This window comes from Psychrobacillus sp. 05T411, assembly GCF_056396485.1.
Genome location: NZ_JBFTLO010000014.1, coordinates 55,124 through 72,174, shown reverse-complemented (window position 1 = coordinate 72,174; position 17,051 = coordinate 55,124). Strand labels below are relative to the sequence as shown.

Genomic DNA, 17,051 nt, shown 5'->3' with positions numbered 1-17,051 from the left:
GAGGGGGAAACATCGGTGGATATTCAACAAGGAGCTCAATTATTAAGATTAGCTGAAACGAATAAGCAACCGATTGCTCCATTTACATCGTCAACTGACATATCAGTTGACGATGCTTATCGTATCCAGCTTCTTCAAATACAAGAAAAAACAGAAGCTGGAGCCGAAGTTGTGGGCATGAAAATCGGTTTAACAAGTAAAGTGATGCAAGATATGTTTAAGGTTACCACGCCTGATTTTGGACATATATTAAATACAATGGTGTACGCAGAAGAAGAACCGATTAAATTAGGGCAATTTATACAACCAAAAGTAGAATTTGAATTAGCTTTTTTCTTAAAATCGGATTTACAAGGACCAAATGTGTCAGAAACAGACGTCATTGCGGCAACGGAGGCTATTGCTCCTGCAATTGAGATTATTGATAGTCGAATAGAAAATTGGAAATTTCAATTTCAAGATACTGTCGCCGATAATGGATCTTCAGCAGGTGCAGTAATCGGACAAAAACGTACAGCTATTGACTTACAAGCCTTGGAGACCATTGAATTAGTTGCAAAGCGAAACGGCGAAGTATTTGACAAAGGCGTAAGTAGTGCAGTAATGGGAAATCCGGCAAAGGCTGTTGCATGGCTTGCTAATATGTTAAGTGATTACGATATTACATTAAAAGCAGGACAATTCATTTTAGCAGGAGCCATCACGGCAGCAGTACCGTTTGAAGCAGGTGATTCTTTCGAAGCAGATTTCGGAGCGTACGGCACTGTCCGTGTCGCATTTTCATAAAAGAGGTGACGAGATGTCAAAGTTAAAAGTAGGAATCATTGGTTCAGGTAATATTGGAACGGATTTAATGTACAAGATAGAGCGCTGTGATTATTTACAAATGTCCGTGATGATTGGTATCGATCCAGCGTCTGAAGGGTTGCGCAGAGCAAAAGATCGGGGATATAAAACGATTGAGAATGGTATGGAAGGCTTGCGTGATCATATGGACTTAGTAGATATCGTGTTTGACGCGACAAGTGCATATGCGCATGAGGCAAACTTCGCAATAGTCAAAGCAGCTGGAAAAAAGATGATTGATTTAACTCCTGCTGCGATTGGTCCATTTACTGTGCCATCTGTAAATTTAACGCAACATTTTGAAGCAGATAATGTCAATATGGTGACTTGTGGTGGACAAGCTACAATCCCAATGGTATATGCCATTAATCGTGTTATCCCAGTTGAATATGCGGAAATTGTTGCAACAGTAGCAAGTAAAAGTGCTGGTCCTGGAACTCGTGCAAATATTGATGAGTTTACCTATACAACTGCAAGAGCAATTGAGGAAGTCGGTGGAGCGAAAAAAGGAAAAGCTATCATTATATTAAATCCAGCTGAACCACCTATTATAATGCGTGATACAGTGCATGCTTTATTAACTGAAGAAGGTAAGGAACAAGAAATTATTGAATCCGTTCAAGAAATGGTAAAAGAGGTTCAATCATATGTTCCAGGTTACCGTTTAAGAGGCCAGCCTATTTTTGATGGGAAAAAAGTATCCATTTTTATAGAAGTAGAAGGGGCAGGTGACTTCTTTCCAAAATACTCTGGGAACTTAGACATTATGACCGCAGCTGCTGCACGTGTTGCTAATGAGATGGCTAAAAATCAAGTTATTGGAGGAATCCGTGTATGAGAGATGTGCATGTATTAGACGTTACATTACGTGATGGTAGCCACTCGATGCAACATGCTTATACAGAGGAACAAGTTCGATCTGTTGCACGGGGCTTAAATAAGGCTGGTGTAGAATACTTTGAAGTTTCCCATGGAGATGGTCTAGGTGGTTCCAGCTTACAATATGGCTTATCTGCAGTGGATGAACTAAAACTAATTGAAGCTGCAGTAGATGAATGTGATGATTCAAAAGTTGCAGTCTTATTAATACCGGGTATTGGCGTTAAAGGTGATTTGCAAAATGCAGTGAGTGCTGGTGCTCAAATGGCACGCGTTGCAACCCATGTAACAGAAGCGGATGTTGCTGCCCAACATATCGCTCTAAGTCGAGAGCTTGGTTTGAAAACAGCAGGCTTTTTAATGATGGCACATATGGCCGATACAAAAGTAATTGTAGAACAAGCGAAATTATTTGAAAGTTACGGTGCTGAAATTGTATATGTAACTGATTCAGCAGGCTTTTTATTGCCACAGCAAGTAACAGAGCGCATCCGTGCATTAAAAGAGCATATTAGTTGTGAGATTGGTTTTCATGCTCATAATAATTTGTCGCTTGCGATGGCAAATACATTAGCAGCTGTGGAAGCTGGTGCTACTTATATTGATGGATCCTTACGTGCACTTGGAGCAGGGAGTGGGAACACACAAACGGAAGCTATTATTGCTGTATTAGACCGTTTGAATATTTCAACGGGTGTTCATTTATATGACATTATCGATGTGGCTAATGATGTGATGGCACCTATGATGCTACGGCCCCAAGAAATTAGTGGGTCTAGCTTGATGATGGGCTATGCAGGCGTATATTCAAGTTTTTTACTTCATACCGAAAAAGCTGCAAAGCAATTTGGAGTAGATGAACGTGATATTTTAATTGAGCTTGGTCGCAGAAAAACGGTAGGCGGGCAAGAAGATATGATATATGAAGTCGCACAAAACATTGGTGCGACAAAATAAAAACAAGAAGCTGCCCAGAGAATAAAGTATCTGGACAGCTTTTTTTATTATCCCTATATTGCACAAACCATCCTTTGCAAATCTACTATTCTTATAAAATTCGTTAAAATCTATCGGAAAATAAATTGATTCTCGTAAAAAACTATTCTAGTTGCCCCATACTTCGTTTTATATGATTAAAGCAAGTTATCCAATATCTTCGGGGTAAGGAAGAAATCTAAACTCTGTCAAATCATTTTAAATTAAAAGGTAAAAGGAGGTACTCCATCATGAAAGTTATTTTAATTGATGCTAAGAATTTACTGACTATACAACAACAAAGTGAACAGAGCGTTATAGCACTTGGTTTCTTTGATGGACTCCACAAAGGACACCAAGCAGTTATTCAAACAGCCAAACGACATGCGTCTATTAGAAAGTTACCCTTAGCTGTGATGAGCTTTTTCCCCCATCCCAAAACGGTAATCACAAACAAATATGTGGATTATTTAATGCCATTAGAAGAAAAAACACATCAGTTAAAGAAGCTGGGTGTCGATTTACTTTATATCGTTCATTTTACAAAAGAGTTTGCCAGCTTGTCTCCCCGGACATTTGTTGAACAATATTTAGTGAAGCTTGGCGTGAAAATTGCGGTCGCTGGTTTTGATTATAAATATGGCTTTAAGGGTGAAGGGCAAGTGCACATGATTGCTGAACATAGTCAACAACTAATTGAAGTAGTTGTTGTTCCAAAAGTCGAAATGGCCGGTGAAAAAATTAGTTCAACTATTTGCCGTAGATTATTAAAAGCTGGTCAGGTTGAACAAATTTATGCACTATGTGGACGACCATATACAATTCAATACGACTTACAAAATGGCATTGAGCCTTATTTTACATTGCCCAAGCGAGGGTATTACAAAGTAGAGATTCAAACCGCGCAACATACTTTTTTTAGCATTATTGAAGTGATGGATGAACAATTCATTAAAGCACTAGACATTCATAGTAATGACAAGGTCAAAATATTATTTTATGAAGCAAATCCTCATTACATGAAGGAATTGGTAAATTAAAGGGTGGGAATATATGAAAAAGACTGAGAAATTTCAGCAATTATTGAAAAATCCAAGGACGTTTATATTACCAGGAGCTTTTGATGGCATGACAGCACGTATCATCGATGAAGCAGGATTTCCGGCTATTTATGCAACAGGTGCAGGTATTTCGAATGCACAGCTTGGTTGGGCAGATGTTGGTTTAACTACTGCTACGGAAATAGCCCAAGTAGTATCTTGGATGGCAGATGTTACGAATATTCCCATTGTTGTAGATGCGGATACAGGTTTTGGTAATGCGATTAATATGCAACGTACAGTGAAAATGTTGGAACGGGCAGGAGCGGCGGCTATTCAAATTGAAGATCAAGTGATGCCCAAAAAATGCGGTCATTTTAATGGAAAATCGGTTATTTCTAAAGAAGAAATGATTGGCAAGATTAAAGCAGCTTTAGATGCACGATTAGATGATAACTTAGCGATTATTGCTAGAACCGATGCAGTAGGAGTTTATGGAATTGAAGAAGCATTAGAGCGTGCAAATGCCTACAAGGAAGCGGGAGCACATGCCATTTTCGTGGAAGCTCCAACAGATCTGGAACAACTGTTAAGGATTCCAAAAGAAGTCCCTGGTATTCCTCATATTATAAATTTAGTCGAGGGTGGTAAAACGCCACTTGTATCAAGAAGCGAGGCACAAGAAATGGGTTTCCAAATTATGTTGTGTGCAAATACAGCTTTACGCGGGGCGATCAAGGGGGCTGTTGAAGCTATTAGCTTATTGCAACAAGAAGAAACTCAAAAAAATATGAATGATTTTATCTGCTCTTGGGAACAACGGCAGCAACTATTTAAGTTAAAAGAAATTCAACAATTAGAACTCCAATATTCAGGGAAGTGAGAAAGTGAGGAAGCATATGACGAAAGTAGATTACGATATTATTGTTGTTGGGTGTGGAGCTGCGGGGACATCAGCTGCCTTAGCAGCCGCGGAAGAGGCAAAAGCACAAAATCTAGCTATTAAGATTGCTATTTTAGAGCGAGCACCTTTTGAAGAACGGGGAGGGAATACCCGTTGGACAGCAGCTTATATGCGAATGGAAAATATCGATAAGCCTGCCCCAAACTTCATAGAAGATATGTTGAAGTTTTCGGATCATTATGCAGATGAGCAGTATATACGTACACTACATGAAAATGCAGGGGCCACTTTACGATGGGTAGAGTCCAAAGGGGTTGATTTTGATTTTTTACCTACAATGTTCTTAACTGCTTCTAAGCCGCGTTTGTTACCCGTTGGTGGTGGTCGTGCAATTGTAGATACGCTTAGCCTTCGTGCTCGTGCCCTAGGTGTAGAAATTATCTATGAAGCAACTGCATGGGATTTAGTTCTAGATGAATCAGGCAATGTAAGGGGACTTAAAGTCCGTATTGCAGAAGGAGAAACACTTACCTTATCGACAAATGCAGTTATTTTAGCAGCGGGAGGTTTCCAAGGAAGCCAAGAAATGATGGCACAATATATTGGTCGTCATGCACATAAAATTCCAACTGTAGCAGAAGGGGGATTATTTAATAAAGGTGAGGCCATTCGCATGGCATTACGAATTGGCGCAAAAAGCCAAGGACAATTTGATGCTTTCCATGCCGAAACTGTTGATCCTCGTAGTAAACGGGAAGAGGCAGGGGTCATGATGTATCCATACGGAATTTTAGTAAATCAGCGAGGCAATCGTTTTGTCGATGAAGGCGAAACAACGATTGATGAACAATATGAAGCGGTTGCTCGTAAGATTTTCTACGAATGTGAGGGGCATATCGCATATATGATTTCTGATCAAAAAATGTATGATATACCTGGTCATGAAGAGGCTTTACAAACAGAGGTCCCTCCAATTGTAGCAGACACTATAGAGGAACTAGCTGTAGCATTAAACATTCCAGCAAAAGTATTATCCCAAACGGTAAAACAATTCAATGATGCTTGTCCAACAGGAGAATTTTTATTTAACCAAAAAGATGGATTAGCAGCGACGACAATTACACCGCCAAAATCAAACTGGTCTATTCCAATAAATAAAGGTCCATTTATTGCATATCCGATTATTTGTTGCAATGTATTTACAAATGGAGGGTTAGCAACGGATATAAATGGTCGAGTGTTATCAGGAGACAATCATCCTATTCCGGGTTTATATGCAGCAGGGGAAACGTCCGGACTATATTATGGGAAATATCCAGGAGGGACATCCGTTTTACGTTGTTTAGTATTTGGAAAACGTGCAGGAGAACATGCCACAAGCTTGATCGGATCACAACAACAAGCGTATTTATAATGGGGGAATTTGCATGCTATTGAATGGAAAAGTGGCCCTAGTTACAGGCGGTGGTCGAGGTATTGGACGCGAAACATGTTTATTACTTGCTTCTCATGGCGCGAATATTGCGGTCTGTTCTCTTCTTGAGGAAGAATGTCGAGAAGTTGTCAATATCATTAACGAACAATACAAAGTGCAAGCAATTGCAGTAATTTGCGATGTAACGAACGAAGCTCAAGTTATAAAGGCTTGCGCTATCGTAAAAGAAGAGTTAGGTCCCGTAGATATATTAATAAATAATGCAGGCACAATGAGCATGTTACCTTTTGTTGATACGACGACAGAAGAATGGTTGCGTGTTCATAATATTAATGTGAATGGTCCTTATTATTTCTGCGCTCAAATTGTGCCAGACATGATTGCCAAGCAAGAAGGAACCATTATCAATATTTCATCGATTTGGGGAACAAAAGGGGGACCAAATCGCAGTGCTTATATTTCATCAAAGCATGCAGTTATCGGTTTCTCAAAAGCTCTAGGGGAAGAATTAAAGCCATATGGGATTCGCGTCAATGCGATCTGTCCAGGGCCAGTAGATACAAAAATGACCGATGAATTAGGACCAGATATAAATAAAACGGGATGGTTACAGCCAATAGATATGGCAAATATTATTGTCAATATCGCATTACCATATAGTAAAGCGATAACAGCTGCTTCGATTGAAGCTTTCGGAACTGGAATGCCAGTAGGTATTACAAAATAATGATTCAAAGGGGATAGGGAATTATGGAACAAACATACACATTCACACAACAAACAATTTCATTACAATTAGCAAAACAAATGTTGGAAGCAGCAGAGGAAAAAGGAAATGAATTAGGGATGAAATTTGCTATTTCTATTGTAGACAAAGCAGGGAATTTAAAAGCATTTTCAGCAATGGATGGTGCACCTGTATTAGCGTTAGAAATCGCCCAAAATAAAGCATTCTCAGCCGCAGCGTATAATCGTGCAACGCATGAGTGGTATGATCGTTTAAAAGTTGATCCACCTTTGATGACAGGTCTTGTGCACACAGATCGTCTCGTTGTATTTGGTGGAGGTTATCCAATTCAAATTAACGGAGAATGCGTCGGAGGAATTGGGGTAAGTGGTGGGCACTATTCACATGACATGCAAGTATGCGAAGCAGGCTTAGATATTCTTGCGGTATTAACAAAGGAAGCTTAAGTCTATGAAGGCAGTAGTAGATATTGTGATAATCGGCGCTGGTATGGCGGGCTTATGCGCATCTGTAGAAGCCGCTGCTGCAGGAGTAAATGTGATAGTTTTAGAAAAACAACCTGATATTGGAGGAAGCTCTCTATTAAGTGGTTGTTTTATGGCATTTGCAGAAACAGAATTTCAGAAACAATTAGGCATTACTGATTCCGTGGAAAGTTTAATGCAGGACATGTTGCATGTTGGGCAGTATAAAAATGATCGAACACTTATTGAAACATATGGACACCATCAGTTAGACACGTATAATTGGCTCGTAGCACAAGGAGTACAATTTAAAGATTGTCAGGCGGTGAGTGGTCATACAAATCCACGTGGTCATACGATTTTACCTGTTCAAGCGATTGAGACATTAAAAGATCGTGCAATGGAGCATGGCGCAAAAATATACACGAATGCTTTAGTTACTCGTCTTGAGAAAAAAAGTGAGCGTGTTGCGCGGGTACATGTAACATATGAAGGTCATTCAACTGTAGTAGAAGCACGGAAAGGTATCATTCTCACCTCAGGTGGTTTTTCACGAAGTGAAGACTTATTGGAACAATTTGCTCCTGGGTTAACTAATACAATCCGTTTAGGGGGAGCAGGAAATACAGGGGACGGCATTAGGCTGGCATGTGACCAAGGTGCATGGTTACGAGATACGCCATATTTAAAAGGCACGTACGGGTTTCATCCAAGCACTACAAATGACAATAAACGCCAAGCACATACTTTTTACAAGGGAGGTATTATTGTCAATGAGCAAGGCGAGCGTTTTGTAAATGAATCTATGTCCTATAAATTACTAGGAGATGCAGCATTACAACAGTCGAATCAAGGTACTTTTCAAATTTGGGATCAAACCGTGATGAGTAAAAGTGTAAAAGGGGATGCATTGTATGATTTTGCATCACTTGATGAAGTAGGATTAATGGAACAAGCAGAATCTATCGAAGCATTAGCAACGATAATTGGCGTTCCACACTTATCGCTACAACAAACGATAAGTAGCTATAATGAATCGGTTGATAAAGAGAATGATGTGTTAGGAAGAACGACCCTTACGCATACATTTGGCAAACCAACTAAAATTATCACAGCTCCTTTTTATGCCATGAGAACCTCAACAGCAATGCTTGCTACTTATGCAGGGATAACCGTGAATGAAAAATCGGAAGTGTTAAATCCCTTTAGTGAAAGTATTCCAGGTCTATTTGCGGCAGGTGAAGTGGTAGGTGGCTTCCACGGTGCAGGATATATGACGGGAAGTTCACTCGGTAAAGCTGCCATATTTGGACGTATTGCTGCTAAACAAGCAATCCAACAATCATATATAGAGGAGGCGTTGGTGTGAAAATTTGGCATCAAAGTTTAACTACCATTGAAGACATTCCGGTTTATCGTGATGCTGTTGTAAACCATTTATCCAAAATTGCGCGTCCTGATGTAGACGTTGTATTACATGGCATGTCCAAGGAGACTTATCCTCAACAATATCCAGGTCATTTTATTACGTACAATTATTTACAAAGCTTGCATAAGGAACAATTCATTAGAAATGCGATGATTGCTGAAAAAGCTGGCTATGATGCTGTTTTTATTGGCACGATTCCTGACGTTGGGTTAATCGAAGCACGTGCAATTGTGGATATTCCTGTGATAGGTTATGGGCAAGCATCAATGCATATTGGGTCGATGCTTGGGTCAAAGATTGGAATTGTGAATTTTTTAGCACCACTTGTTGACCAGTTGCGCTTTAATGCTCAACAATACGGCTTGGCACAAAAACTAGGTCCTATTATCCAAGCAGATATTGGCTTCTATGATATTTTAGAAGGCTTTAACAATCCGCAACCGATTATCGAAAAATTTACAATAGCTGCGAGACAGGCAATAGCAGAAGGTGCAGATGTTATTATTCCTGGTGAGGGACCAATGAATATTTTCCTGGCGAATTTTGGTATTCATCATGTGGACAATGTGCCGATTATAGATTCCTTTGGAGCAGGCATTAAAATGTGTGAATCCATGGTAGATTTATACAAAGTAAGTGGCATGTCGATTGCTCGTTCAGGCTTTTTCAATGAAAAACCACCAGCTGAAATTTTAGAAAAGCTACGCGGTTACTATAACCTGCCAGCTATGTCAGCTGAAATGGATTTTGGCTTGTCTATTCGTTCAGTAGCCAATCCGATATAAAAAGAAAGCATCTTTTTGCACATATAAGTGTAGGAAGATGCCTTTATCTATGCAATCTATATAAGGGCAAAAAATACCTTAACCTAGTAAATAGGATAAAGGTATTTTTATGTTTTTTATTAAACTGGAACGCGAATGGATTGGTATAATTCCAATGTTCGAATAACAAGGCGATGTAAAGGCCATGTTATGGTGTAAGTAAATACTGTTACTTTTTACGAGCCCACCGTTATATTTTGAACAATAGTAGACCTTTGTTTGCCAAGGTCGATATATTGATCGCGACTTTTAATTTCAAGCTCGATAATATCCCCAGGTTGTAAGTAACCATTTTCTTTTTGTGTATTTACAAAGTAACTGATTTTTTCTTCGTAGGTAGCATTTGTATCAATCATGTGCTCGAGAATATCTTTATTTAATCGTAAACAGACTCCACCAGGTGTACCGGTTAATATTAAATCGCCAATACGTAAATCGAAAATAGTAGACATTTCGGATAATGTTTCAGTTGGTTTAAATAATAGATGATCGCTAAAAGAATGTTGGCGAACTTCGTCATTTACTCGTAAGATTAGTTCTAAATCATTTAGATAATGAATTTCATCGTCTTCAAGTAAGTAAAGGTATGGGCCGGTTGGACAAAATGTACGGTAACTTTTCCCTTTAAACCATTGCTGTTCTACAATTTGTATGTCGCGTGCGGAGACATCATTTGCAATAATTAATCCACCAACATATTCTACAATATTTTGATCGGTAATAATGGTTTTTTCCGTGATATCTTGCTTGAGGACTAGCCCTAATTCAATCTCATAATCAAGCAATTGTACATCTTGCGGACAGACTATATTTGTATTAGCAGCACTTAAGGTACTTGGAGACTTCATAAACAGCAGATTATAGGCTGGCTTTTGTTGCGTAAAACCAGCTTCTTCTCGGTGTTCGGCGTAATTGGTACCTTGGCAATAAATATTCCCGTCTTGTGTAATTGGTGATAAAAGGGTAATATCTTCGAATGAAATAATGGCACCTACTGTTTTAGCTTTTGTAATTTGTAAAGGTCCATCTGTTAAAATGCTTCTTAATGTTAGGAATGTACCCTCTACAAGACGTAAAGCTTCTTCATAAACTCCCCAACGATTTTGTCCATTATACTCAAAACGTAATAAACGTGTGCCCATAGTGATTCCTCCTTTAGTTACTATGTTTCATTATAGAAAGAAGTTGGTCTTTAAGAATACAATAAAAGTCTTTGGATTTATAAGAGGAAAACTGCTAAAGGTCATTGAAATGTAAAAGGGATATCTTGACTAAGCAAAAAACGATATATTTAATATTAGAGGGTTATTGGAAAGGCTTATGGAAATAGAAATAAGTTCACCAGTTCCCATTGTTATAGCTCAAAGAACTTATACAAAATAGTAGTCCTCCAATTGAACCAACTAGGTGGTGAAAGAAGTATGATCAAACAAGTTATATTGCTTTTTGTACCAACAATATTAATATTCATCGGTCTCTCCTTATTGCAAAATATTTTAATCACATTTTTTCTTTTTTATGGATGGCTACTGTTCATTCCGATTGTCACGATCTTTTGGAAAAGGACAAATAGATATCAAATCCGTCTTCTTATATCGAAGAAATCTATTATTGTAGGAATTGTAAGTGGATTGATTTGCTTGTTGTCTATTTATGGATTTGTCGCTATTTTTCAATCATCTGTTTTAGATATTTCCCAATTACAGCAACTATTGAAGAAATGGGATTTTAGTGGAACGAAGGTGATTATACTAGTATTAGTATTAGCACTGATTAATCCTATTTTAGAAGAACTTTATTGGAGAGAATTCATGTATGGAAGGCTATCCTTAAAATTAGGAAATGTTTTAACGGTTATGATTACGGCAATATTTTATAGTATGTACCACTTGATTGTCCTAATGGAGATTTTCAGCTTCCCTTTTAATATGCTTGCAGTCATTCCTGTTTTTTTAGCAGGTATCATGTGGGGAATATTTCGTATTAGACTGGGTTCGATTACTGCACCAATCATTAGTCACTGTTTAGCGGACATTGGAATCATGCTTGTGTATTGGAATATTATTCTTTAGGTTCCTTCTATGATAAAATTTTTAGTAGCAAACAAAAAGAGGGATACATAATGATTACATTCCAAGACTTGAACGGAATAAAAGTAGAGCTTTCCTTTGAAAAAGGTGTATTTCCGATAAAGGCAATGCATGTGTTAGTAATAGCAAAATATAAGGAAAAGTGGTTATTAACGAAGCATCTGGTACGGGGCATTGAATTTCCAGGGGGAAAAGTAGAGGACAAGGAAACGTTAGAAGAAGCAGCTATACGCGAGGTTTTAGAGGAAACAAATGTAGAGATAACCGATATGGAGTGGTTTGCTGAATATATGGTGTTAGATGAAAATCCATTTTGTAAGGCGGTTTTTATCGCAAATGTTGGGGATATTCATGACGAGAGCACTGAATTTGAAACAGATGGTGCTCGCTGGTTATCAACAAGTGAATTGCAAAACAGCGAAAATTTGAGCTTTCATATGYAAGACCAAGGTATGCAAGCAATGTTAGAGAAGGTGAAAATATATGAAAGAAAATGGAATGATTGAAAGGATGCGTGTGTATCCTTCACCAAACCCGCTTATCGATTTAACTGAAATTACTTATTGGTCCTGTGGTTTACGCGTCAAAGGGATGCTCGCAACACCAAAAAAAGAAGGAGTATATGAAGGGATATTGTATTTACGAGGTGGTATGCAAAGTATTGGGATGGTAAGGCCTGCTCGAATTGCCCAAATTGCATCGGAAGGATTTACTGTTTTTGCCCCTTACTATCGCGGAAATCGTGGAGGGGAAGGGAGAGACGAATTCGCAGGAGAAGATCGATTAGATGCTGTTTATGCAGTAGATGTATTAAAGCAATTTTGCATCTCGACTAGAATTCATCTATTCTCCTTTTCTCGAGGTGGTATTATGGCCTTATGGACGGCTATTTTACAAAAGGATATTGCTTCGATTGTGACATGGGCGGGAGTGTCGGATATTTATTTGACTTATGAAGAACGCTTGGATATGCGAAGAATGATGAAGCGCGTAATAGGTGGTACCCCGACAAGTAAAACAGAAGCATATGAAGAACGGAACGTCTTACCGTCAATTGCTGAAATACAAGCTCCTATCTTGATCATTCATGGGAAGTTGGATGTAAATGTTTCCTTTTTGCATGCGGAAATATTAGAAAAAGAATTATTAAGGAACAATAAAATAGTAGAAACATGGTATTATCCTGAATTTACACATTTTTTCCCAAGTCAAGTAAATCGGCAAGTAGTGAAAGATGCATGTAGGTGGATGAAGTTGCAGAGAGGAGTTTGAAATTGGGAAATGTGATTGTCACAACGGAGTCGATGAGTATAGATGGAAAATCATCTTTCGCTTCGGATACAAGCTTTTGGACGAATCTATGGGATTTGTATACAAATGAAATCGATGATGTCATTATCCAAAGCTGGAAGGAGGAAGTCGCGGTAATTGATGAACTGAAACCACGGTCGACTTCTTCTATAAATGAGGGCCTTGTAAAAGTAATAACGATTAATTTAAATGAGGAAAATCGTACATTTTTTCGAAATAACTCCATTGATCCTAAAGGTGGTTTAAAATGGTTCAAAATGTTTTTTAATAAGGCAGGGGACGAGCGATTAGAAATTGGTCATTATGGTTCGGAAATTATTTTATATAAAGTGGATGAAGAAGAAGCCGAAAAATTCATATCCATATTCGCTTCATCTGCCTCAACGAGTTTTTATGATGAGAATGCAGATTAATTAAAAAAGGATGTCACCAATTGTATGGGACATCCTTTTTTATTTTATTAAGCTAATGGACCGCCTTTAAGCGAGATGTCTTCAGATACGGTACCGAATTTTTTAAAGTTTTCACGGAAAGATTGTGCAAGTTCCGTTGCTTTTACATCATATGCTGCTTGATCTTCCCAAGCATTACGTGGGATAAGCACTTCAGTAGGTACTCCTTCAATTTCTGTAGGAATTGCAAGACCAAATACTGGATCTATCGTAGTTTCTGCATTTCTTAACTTTCCATCAATCGCTGCACGAACCATCGTACGAGTGTAAGCAAGTTTCATACGGCTACCAACACCGTATTCTCCACCAGTCCATCCAGTATTTACAAGGAAAACTTGTGCACCGTGTTCATCAATTTTCTTCCCAAGCATTTCTGCGTAAACAGTCGCATGCAATGGTAAGAAAGGGGAGCCGAAGCAAGTAGAAAATGCTGGCTGTGGCGATGTGATTCCACGTTCTGTTCCTGCAAGTTTCGATGTAAACCCACTTAAAAAGTGGTACATTGCTTGTTCTTTCGTTAATTTACTAATTGGAGGCAACACGCCAAATGCATCAGCTGTTAAGAAAACAATTGTATTTGGATGACCAGCAATGGAAGGGTCTACAATGTTTTCGATATTTTGAATTTGGTATGCCGCACGTGTATTTTCTGTTAATGAATCATCTGCATAGTTGGCAACGCGAGTTTCTAAATCCACAACTACATTCTCTAAAACTGTTCCGAATGTAATAGCATCAAAGATTTGTGGTTCGTTTTCACGAGTTAAGTCGATACATTTAGCGTAGCAGCCACCTTCGATATTAAATACGCCATTATCCGACCATCCGTGCTCGTCATCTCCGATTAGCTTACGTCCTGCATCTGCAGAAAGAGTCGTTTTCCCTGTTCCAGATAAACCGAAGAATAATGCAACATCTCCTGCTTCTCCAACGTTTGCTGAACAATGCATCGGAAAAATGTTTTGTTCTGGTAACAAATAGTTCATAATAGAGAAGATGGATTTTTTCATTTCACCAGCATATTCCGTTCCACCGATTAATACGATACGCTTTTCCATAGAAACGATGATGAATGTTTCTGATTTAGTGCCATCGATAGCTGGATCAGCTTTGAAGTTTGGTGCACTTACAATGGTGAAATCTGCTTGATGTGTTGACAGTTCTTCTTCCGTAGGGCGGATGAATAATTGATGTGCAAATAAATTATGCCATGCAAATTCATTAATCACTTGAATGCCAAGACGGGATTCTTTATCTGCTCCTGCGAATCCTTTAAAGACAAATAATTCTTCTTGTTCTTTTAAATAGTTCGTTACTTTTTTATATAGTGCGTCAAAAATTTCAGAAGAGATAGGTTGGTTTACGGAACCCCAATCGATTTTGTCTTTAGAGATAGGTTCTTCTACGATATATTTATCTTGTGGGGAACGGCCTGTATATTTACCTGTTTCTGCTTTTACAGCACCTGTAGAAGTTAAAATAGCTTCTCCTCTAGATGTTGCTTTTTCCACAAGTTGCGGCACTGATAATTGTACGCTAATATTGTTTCCAGCTAGCAATTCGTTCAGTTCACTCACCGTATCGATTGAATTCATATTGTATTTACCATCCTTTTTTCATTATTTCCTCAAGGGTGGAGGAATTTTTCGTTTATATGTGAATTAGTATAACACATTAAGTTAAATAGTCTACACTAATTAATGTATTATTTTTTTATCTTTTCTAATAGGCACTAAAAAATTATTGACTTTTGTACGGAGTTTCCGTATGATGTTTTATTGAACGGATACTCTTATCCCGAGCTGGTGGAGGGGTCAGGCCCTATGAAACCCGGCAACCTGTAATTTTTTTTATTACAAAGGTGCCCAACCTGAGACAAGGTGTGATTCCTTGATTGATAAGAGTGAAAGGTGCTTATGAAATTAATACCTTTCCTCATGTACATTTACGTGAGTGAAAGGTTTTTTTATATAACATCGCCCTTTATCCTTGTGTGCCAAGTCCGAAACGGCTTCAAGTTTAATCCATTTGAAATGGCTTGACATGGGAATGAGTACCGTATCAATTCTTGAGAGAAATCTCGCAGGATATAGGAGGAATATTCTATGACACAACGCCGATTATTTACGTCGGAATCAGTTACAGAAGGGCATCCAGACAAAATTTGCGATCAAATTTCGGATGCTATATTAGATGCTATTTTAACAGAAGATCCAAATGCACGTGTTGCTTGTGAAACAAGTGTAACAACAGGTCTTGTTTTAGTTGCAGGAGAAATTACAACGTCTACTTATGTAGATATCCCAAAAGTAGTACGTTCTACTATTAAAGAAATTGGTTACACTCGTGCTAAATATGGTTTTGACTCAGAAACATCTGCAGTATTGACTGCAATTGATGAGCAGTCTGTTGATATTGCTATGGGTGTTGACCAAGCGTTAGAAGCTCGTGAAGGATCTATGACGGATTCAGATATCGAAGCAATTGGAGCAGGGGACCAAGGTTTAATGTTTGGTTACGCATGTAATGAAACACCTGAACTTATGCCACTTCCAATTAGTTTAGCGCATAAGCTGTCACGTCGTTTAGCCCAAGTGCGTAAAGATGAAACATTAGACTACTTACGCCCAGATGGTAAAACACAAGTAACAGTGGAGTATGATGAGAATAATAATCCAGTTCGTATTGATACGATTGTTATTTCTACGCAACATCATCCAGAAATTACGCTAGAACAAATTCAAAAAGATTTAAAAGAAGTAGTGATCAAGCCGATTGTTCCTGCTCATTTAATCGATGAAAATACAAAATACTTTATCAACCCAACTGGCCGTTTTGTAATCGGTGGACCTCAAGGGGATGCAGGTTTAACAGGTCGTAAAATTATCGTAGATACTTACGGTGGTTACGCTCGTCATGGAGGCGGTGCTTTCTCTGGTAAAGATCCAACGAAAGTAGACCGTTCCGCTGCATATGCTGCTCGTTATGTAGCAAAAAACATTGTCGCTGCAGGACTTGCAGACCGTTGCGAAGTACAATTAGCTTATGCTATTGGAGTAGCTCAACCTGTATCGATCGCTGTTGATACATTTGGAACTGGAAAAGTAGAAGAGGCACAATTAGTAGCTTACATTCGTGAACTATTTGACCTTCGTCCAGCAGGCATTATTAAAATGCTAGACCTACGTCGTCCAATTTACAAACCAACTGCAGCTTATGGTCACTTCGGTCGTACAGACATCGACGCGCCATGGGAAAAAACAGATAAAGCAGACGCTTTAAAAGAAAAAGCAGGATTATAAGTAATAAGAAAAGCCATCACTTTTTAAAAGTGGTGGCTTTTTTTTTCTATAAAACTATAGTAGATAACTGTTTTCAGGTAACATAAGATAAGACATTTTTTATAATGTATATGAAATAGGTATAATGCTACTTAGTGAGTTCCTGCTAACCTTCGCGTTTGTCGCACCTCCCATGAACCTACTCGTGTTACACGCAAGTGGGTTCATGACTTTGGCTCATGTGGCACGACCAGCTACGGCAAAATGATTCCCACTATTTAGCTAGATAAGAATATAAGATCAAAAATGCGCAAAATCCTAGTCGTTACACGCAACATTGTAGGTCATTTGCGCAACGTTGCCATTCAAACGC

17 protein-coding genes and 1 riboswitch are annotated in these 17,051 nt (G+C 38.5%); of the genes, 15 read left to right on the top strand and 2 right to left on the bottom strand.

Going from position 1 to position 17,051, the window contains the following annotated elements:
- Positions 1 to 15 precede the first annotated feature (15 nt).
- From AC1DFT_RS12890 to AC1DFT_RS12845, 10 genes are all read left to right on the top strand, one after another.
- Entirely contained in the window at positions 16 to 786 is a 771-nt protein-coding gene (locus AC1DFT_RS12890) for a 2-keto-4-pentenoate hydratase (RefSeq protein WP_478159160.1), read from the top strand.
- Positions 787 to 799: 13 nt separating this feature from the next.
- Positions 800 to 1,684: an acetaldehyde dehydrogenase (acetylating) gene (locus tag AC1DFT_RS12885; protein WP_478159159.1), complete on the top strand. Its 885-nt coding sequence runs from the start codon at positions 800 to 802 to the stop codon at positions 1,682 to 1,684.
- A complete protein-coding gene (gene dmpG, locus AC1DFT_RS12880) occupies positions 1,681 to 2,682 on the top strand; it encodes a 4-hydroxy-2-oxovalerate aldolase (RefSeq protein WP_478159158.1) in 1,002 nt (333 codons plus the stop codon). Before AC1DFT_RS12885 ends, dmpG begins: the two co-directional genes overlap by 4 nt.
- Positions 2,683 to 2,951: 269 nt before the next feature.
- Positions 2,952 to 3,740, top strand: a complete 789-nt coding sequence (locus AC1DFT_RS12875) for an adenylyltransferase/cytidyltransferase family protein (RefSeq protein ID WP_478159157.1) — start codon at positions 2,952 to 2,954, stop codon at positions 3,738 to 3,740.
- 13 nt (positions 3,741 to 3,753) lie between these two features.
- Positions 3,754 to 4,623 carry an isocitrate lyase/PEP mutase family protein gene (locus AC1DFT_RS12870; protein WP_478159156.1) on the top strand — a complete coding sequence of 290 codons (870 nt, stop codon included), beginning with the start codon at positions 3,754 to 3,756 and terminating at the stop codon, positions 4,621 to 4,623.
- Between the two features lie 16 nt (positions 4,624 to 4,639).
- The gene (locus AC1DFT_RS12865; protein WP_478159155.1) at positions 4,640 to 6,058 is read left to right on the top strand and encodes an FAD-binding protein; all 1,419 of its coding nucleotides are present in this window, start codon (positions 4,640 to 4,642) and stop codon (positions 6,056 to 6,058) included.
- Positions 6,059 to 6,071: 13 nt separating this feature from the next.
- Positions 6,072 to 6,806: an SDR family NAD(P)-dependent oxidoreductase gene (locus AC1DFT_RS12860; protein ID WP_478159154.1), complete on the top strand. Its 735-nt coding sequence runs from the start codon at positions 6,072 to 6,074 to the stop codon at positions 6,804 to 6,806.
- Positions 6,807 to 6,826: 20 nt separating this feature from the next.
- Entirely contained in the window at positions 6,827 to 7,273 is a 447-nt protein-coding gene (locus AC1DFT_RS12855; RefSeq protein ID WP_478159185.1) for a GlcG/HbpS family heme-binding protein, read from the top strand.
- A gap of 4 nt (positions 7,274 to 7,277) precedes the next feature.
- Positions 7,278 to 8,660 (top strand): FAD-dependent oxidoreductase, encoded by a 1,383-nt coding sequence (locus AC1DFT_RS12850; RefSeq protein WP_478159153.1) that lies wholly within the window; start codon positions 7,278 to 7,280, stop codon positions 8,658 to 8,660.
- Positions 8,657 to 9,505, top strand: a complete 849-nt coding sequence (locus tag AC1DFT_RS12845; RefSeq protein ID WP_478159152.1) for an aspartate/glutamate racemase family protein — start codon at positions 8,657 to 8,659, stop codon at positions 9,503 to 9,505. Before AC1DFT_RS12850 ends, AC1DFT_RS12845 begins: the two co-directional genes overlap by 4 nt.
- Positions 9,506 to 9,720: 215 nt before the next feature.
- Here AC1DFT_RS12845 and AC1DFT_RS12840 read toward each other — a convergent pair whose 3' ends face one another.
- Complete coding sequence (locus AC1DFT_RS12840; RefSeq protein ID WP_478159151.1) at positions 9,721 to 10,686, bottom strand: fumarylacetoacetate hydrolase family protein; 966 nt, start codon at positions 10,684 to 10,686, stop codon at positions 9,721 to 9,723.
- A 279-nt stretch (positions 10,687 to 10,965) separates the two neighbouring features.
- Here AC1DFT_RS12840 and AC1DFT_RS12835 point away from each other — a divergent pair, with 279 nt between their 5' ends.
- The 4 genes from AC1DFT_RS12835 to AC1DFT_RS12820 are packed head-to-tail and all read left to right on the top strand — an operon-like array spanning position 10,966 to position 13,358.
- Positions 10,966 to 11,616, top strand: coding sequence for a CPBP family intramembrane glutamic endopeptidase (locus AC1DFT_RS12835; RefSeq protein WP_478159150.1), 651 nt, complete (start codon positions 10,966 to 10,968; stop codon positions 11,614 to 11,616).
- 50 nt (positions 11,617 to 11,666) lie between these two features.
- Positions 11,667 to 12,140 (top strand): NUDIX domain-containing protein, encoded by a 474-nt coding sequence (locus AC1DFT_RS12830; RefSeq protein WP_478159149.1) that lies wholly within the window; start codon positions 11,667 to 11,669, stop codon positions 12,138 to 12,140.
- Positions 12,118 to 12,906 carry an alpha/beta hydrolase family protein gene (locus tag AC1DFT_RS12825; protein WP_478159148.1) on the top strand — a complete coding sequence of 263 codons (789 nt, stop codon included), beginning with the start codon at positions 12,118 to 12,120 and terminating at the stop codon, positions 12,904 to 12,906. Before AC1DFT_RS12830 ends, AC1DFT_RS12825 begins: the two co-directional genes overlap by 23 nt.
- 2 nt (positions 12,907 to 12,908) lie before the next feature.
- Positions 12,909 to 13,358, top strand: coding sequence for a hypothetical protein (locus AC1DFT_RS12820; RefSeq protein ID WP_478159147.1), 450 nt, complete (start codon positions 12,909 to 12,911; stop codon positions 13,356 to 13,358).
- A gap of 47 nt (positions 13,359 to 13,405) precedes the next feature.
- Here AC1DFT_RS12820 and pckA read toward each other — a convergent pair whose 3' ends face one another.
- Entirely contained in the window at positions 13,406 to 14,992 is a 1,587-nt protein-coding gene (gene pckA / locus AC1DFT_RS12815; protein WP_478159146.1) for a phosphoenolpyruvate carboxykinase (ATP), read from the bottom strand.
- A gap of 194 nt (positions 14,993 to 15,186) precedes the next feature.
- A riboswitch (SAM riboswitch) is annotated at positions 15,187 to 15,301 on the top strand.
- 201 nt (positions 15,302 to 15,502) lie between these two features.
- Here pckA and metK point away from each other — a divergent pair.
- Positions 15,503 to 16,699, top strand: coding sequence for a methionine adenosyltransferase (gene metK, locus AC1DFT_RS12810; protein WP_478159145.1), 1,197 nt, complete (start codon positions 15,503 to 15,505; stop codon positions 16,697 to 16,699).
- The last annotated feature ends 352 nt before the right edge of the window (positions 16,700 to 17,051 follow it).

Bases quoted from the DNA above. Each gene is read 5' to 3' on its own strand.
- AC1DFT_RS12885 (WP_478159159.1), top strand. From the start codon at position 800: ATGTCAAAGTTAAAAGTAGGAATCATTGGTTCAGGTAATATTGGAACG.
- dmpG (WP_478159158.1), top strand. From the start codon at position 1,681: ATGAGAGATGTGCATGTATTAGACGTTACATTACGTGATGGTAGCCAC.
- AC1DFT_RS12875 (WP_478159157.1), top strand. From the start codon at position 2,952: ATGAAAGTTATTTTAATTGATGCTAAGAATTTACTGACTATACAACAA.
- AC1DFT_RS12870 (WP_478159156.1), top strand. From the start codon at position 3,754: ATGAAAAAGACTGAGAAATTTCAGCAATTATTGAAAAATCCAAGGACG.
- AC1DFT_RS12865 (WP_478159155.1), top strand. From the start codon at position 4,640: ATGACGAAAGTAGATTACGATATTATTGTTGTTGGGTGTGGAGCTGCG.
- AC1DFT_RS12860 (WP_478159154.1), top strand. From the start codon at position 6,072: ATGCTATTGAATGGAAAAGTGGCCCTAGTTACAGGCGGTGGTCGAGGT.
- AC1DFT_RS12850 (WP_478159153.1), top strand. From the start codon at position 7,278: ATGAAGGCAGTAGTAGATATTGTGATAATCGGCGCTGGTATGGCGGGC.
- AC1DFT_RS12840 (WP_478159151.1), bottom strand. From the start codon at position 10,686: ATGGGCACACGTTTATTACGTTTTGAGTATAATGGACAAAATCGTTGG.
- AC1DFT_RS12835 (WP_478159150.1), top strand. From the start codon at position 10,966: ATGATCAAACAAGTTATATTGCTTTTTGTACCAACAATATTAATATTC.
- AC1DFT_RS12825 (WP_478159148.1), top strand. From the start codon at position 12,118: ATGAAAGAAAATGGAATGATTGAAAGGATGCGTGTGTATCCTTCACCA.
- pckA (WP_478159146.1), bottom strand. From the start codon at position 14,992: ATGAATTCAATCGATACGGTGAGTGAACTGAACGAATTGCTAGCTGGA.
- metK (WP_478159145.1), top strand. From the start codon at position 15,503: ATGACACAACGCCGATTATTTACGTCGGAATCAGTTACAGAAGGGCAT.